Genomic DNA, 3,481 nt, shown 5'->3' on the forward strand with positions numbered 1-3,481 from the left:
AATCTCTTCTATAAAGTAGAGGTTACCAGTTTTTAATTTGGATTTTAAAATAATTTATGAAATTTAATGTGTTTAAATAATGATAATTGTAAAATATAATCTAAATATTGAGACACGAACACAACAATCGTTTAATTTCATAGCATTATAAACTTAATGGTAAACAATATGATGAAATTTGTGTTGCAGTTAAGCATTTGAATGTTATATAAGATCATTTGATACTGCTATACAATTTTTGTACCGTGTACTTCTTGAAAAGGAAATGCACTAATGAGTTCTTGAACATTAGATTTTGTTAAACCACCACCAGGCATGATTTCAATATTTCCACCAGAATTCACGACCAATTTACCAAGTTGATTTAAATTATCAAAAATATCAGTTTCTGCTGGACCACCATGAGTCAGTAACCTGGTAAAACCTAGTTCAATTAATTTGTGTAATGCTTTTACCTGTCCTTCTAAATGAATTTCGTCGAAAGCCATATGACAAACAACAGGTATTGGTGATGCGAGTTGTTTTAAAGTTTTCATTTGCCATTCGTTCAGTGTATTATCATCTGTTAAACAACCGAAAACAAAGTAGTCAATATCATATGATTTAATAGCTTTAATATCTCGTTGCATAATTTCAAAGTCGTATAAGCTATATACAAAGTTGCCTCCACGGGGACGTATCATGACAGCAATTTCTACGTGATTTGCTTTACAAATTTCAGTAGCAATTTCAATCATTCCAATACTAGGTGTGGTACCTCCGACATGTAAGTTATCACATAATTCAATACGATCTGCACCATTTTCAATTGCGTATTCAACTTGTTGGATTGTTTCGACTACGGCCTCTTTGATCATTTTTCGTAACCTGTTAAGCTTTCGTTTCCATTTTCAGTAACAAGAATATCATCTTCTATACGCACACCAGCTACTCCTGGAACATAGATGCCAGGTTCGACTGTTACAACCATACCCGGTACGAATTCATTTGTATTTGTACTAGAAACATCTTGGTATTCATGCTCTTCTAATCCTAGGCCATGTCCTAATCGATGAGGGAAATAGTCTCCATAACCAGCATCTGTGATAATATCTCGAGCAATAGCGTCTACATCTTTGATTTGTACACCAGGTTTAATTGCAGCAATCGCCGCTTGTTCAGCTTTTAATACGGTATCGTAAATGTTTTGAGCTTCTGAACTAGGCTTTCCAAATTTAATTGTTCTGGTCATATCACTACAATAATTTTCGTAAATGACGCCTAAATCAAATAACACAAATTCATTATTTTGTAATTGACGGTCGCCAGGTATACCGTGTGGTGATGCTGCGTGATCACCGAAAAGGACCATTGTATCAAAGCTCATTTCATTAACGCCATAAGCTTTGATTTCATATTCAATGTGATTAACAACTTGTCGTTCTGTCACACCTTCTTTTAAGAAATCTGCTCCAATTTCTATACATTTATCTGCTAGTTCACAAGCTTTCCGAATTTTAGCGATTTCAGATTCACTTTTAACATTACGTAGTGACTTTATCGTTTGATCTATGTCACCGAACGATTGTACTTTGAAAGCTTCGATTAATTCACGTTGACGCTGTACAGTTAAATGAGCCGCTTCTACTAACATTTTATTGAAAGTATGTGGATATTTATCTAATGCATTTTCTGTATCAAGGTAACCAATGACCTCTCCATCAAAAGGTGAAGCTTTAACTTCTTCGACTTCTAATTGTGGGCAAAATAAAACTTGATCACCATTCGCTTTGATTAAAAGAGCTAGTAACCGTTCGTGAGGATCACTTAAATAGCCGGTGAAATAAAAGATGTTTAATGGGGTAGTAATCCATGCTGCATCAGCTTGTTGTGACTTTAATGATTCTATAACTTGTTGTAACTTCATTTTACTGCCTCCTAAATATATGATTATATTAATTTTATGTTAGTTGTGTAAGGAATTCAAAAATAATATGTTGAAATAAAGTATATTGCTAAAATTATAAAAAAATTTATCGTTCATAAACACGTATTTTGGTAAAAGTGTGTTATAACTATTAATCATTGTGGTATATATAAAATAAATAGTTTTATGGGAGGAATTATCGATATGAAATTATCTTTTCATGGACAATCAACGATTTATTTTGAAGCAAATGGCAAAAAAGTAATTGTTGATCCATTTATTACGGGAAACGATTTATCTGATTTAGATGCTGAAACTTTAGAAGTAGATTATATAATTTTAACACATGGTCATGGCGATCATTTTGGTGATACAGTTGAATTAGCAAATAGAAACCATGCAACAGTTATTGGTTCAGCTGAATTAGGTGATTATTTAACGACTACTAAAAATGTTGAAAATGTTAGACCTATGAATATTGGTGGTAAAGCAGAATTTGATTTTGGAACGGTTAAGTTTGTACAAGCGTTTCACAGTTCTAGCTTGACTGATGACAATGGTATTCCCGTATATTTAGGTATGCCGATGGGGCTAATTTTAGAAATAGAAGGCAAGACGATTTATCATACTGGTGATACAGGATTATTTGGTGACATGAAATTAATTGCTGAACGTCATCCAGTTGACATTTGTTTTATTCCAATTGGTGATAATTTCACAATGGGCATTGATGATGCTAGTTTTGCAATTAATCAGTTCATTAAACCTAAAATTACAGTACCAATTCACTACAATACATTTGACTTGATTAAACAAAATCCAGAAGATTTCAAGTCAGCTGTTTCAGAAGGTGAAGTACAGATATTAAATCCAGGTGATGCAGTCCAACTTTAAAGTGATTGTGACATAAAAAATCTTGGATAAAACAAAAACGCCAATTTCTACTAGGATTTTAGAGGAATTGGCGTTTTCTTTGGTTTTATAGAGTTGGATCGTTTTATGCAATGAGGTGACTATTAGAGTCATATTAAGTGTTATGCTATTTTACAATAAGCACAGGGATGCTTGCTCTTTTAGCAACTTTATGACTCACACTACCTAGCACGAATTTTTTCTTGGCTTCAGCACGACGGTTACTAAGTACAACAATTTCATATTTACCACTATTTGCCTCTTTTACCAATTGTTCTTTAGCATTGCCACGCACAATGATTTCATCATATTTAATGCCATATTCATCGAGCGTATTTCGTGTATTTTCTAAACCTTTACTACGTTTTTCAACAAGTTTATCTAAATGAACGCCAGATTTAATCGATGCTTGTGCATCTTGTTCACTAATTGCGTTAAGAATTGTTACAACAGTACCTTCACCAGCTAATTTTGAAACTTCTTCTAGCGCTTTTTCATTTTTAAGTGTGGTATCAACACCGAGTAAAATATTTTTAAACATTATTCCATCCCTCCTTAATTCTATTCTAATTAGAGTTTATCACAAATCAAATTAAAAATTATATATTTTCATAGTAACAGAGTAAAAAGTTTTATAAATATTAATATATTACTGAATATATG

General features: G+C 32.5%; 4 protein-coding genes. 1 reads left to right on the forward strand and 3 read right to left on the reverse strand.

Translation table 11 applies throughout. The features are described from left to right. Window positions 1-227 precede the first annotated feature (227 nt). Window positions 228-857 (reverse strand): copper homeostasis protein CutC, encoded by a 630-nt coding sequence (locus CD150_RS12340; RefSeq protein WP_103161636.1) that lies wholly within the window; start codon window positions 855-857, stop codon window positions 228-230. After that, complete coding sequence (locus CD150_RS12345; RefSeq protein ID WP_103161637.1) at window positions 854-1,906, reverse strand: M24 family metallopeptidase; 1,053 nt, start codon at window positions 1,904-1,906, stop codon at window positions 854-856. The genes CD150_RS12340 and CD150_RS12345 overlap by 4 nt, the downstream gene beginning before the upstream one ends. A 204-nt stretch (window positions 1,907-2,110) precedes the next feature. Here CD150_RS12345 and CD150_RS12350 point away from each other — a divergent pair, with 204 nt between their 5' ends. Further along, on the forward strand, window positions 2,111-2,800 hold the full coding sequence (locus CD150_RS12350; RefSeq protein WP_046206863.1) for a metal-dependent hydrolase: 690 nt from the start codon (window positions 2,111-2,113) through the stop codon (window positions 2,798-2,800). Window positions 2,801-2,945: 145 nt separating this feature from the next. On the opposite strand, the gene CD150_RS12355 is transcribed toward CD150_RS12350, so the two are convergent. After that, window positions 2,946-3,359 (reverse strand): universal stress protein, encoded by a 414-nt coding sequence (locus tag CD150_RS12355; protein ID WP_046206864.1) that lies wholly within the window; start codon window positions 3,357-3,359, stop codon window positions 2,946-2,948. Window positions 3,360-3,481 lie beyond the last annotated feature (122 nt).

Origin of the sequence: Staphylococcus ureilyticus (assembly GCF_002902235.1) — a bacterium.
GTDB classification, from domain to species: domain Bacteria; phylum Bacillota; class Bacilli; order Staphylococcales; family Staphylococcaceae; genus Staphylococcus; species Staphylococcus ureilyticus.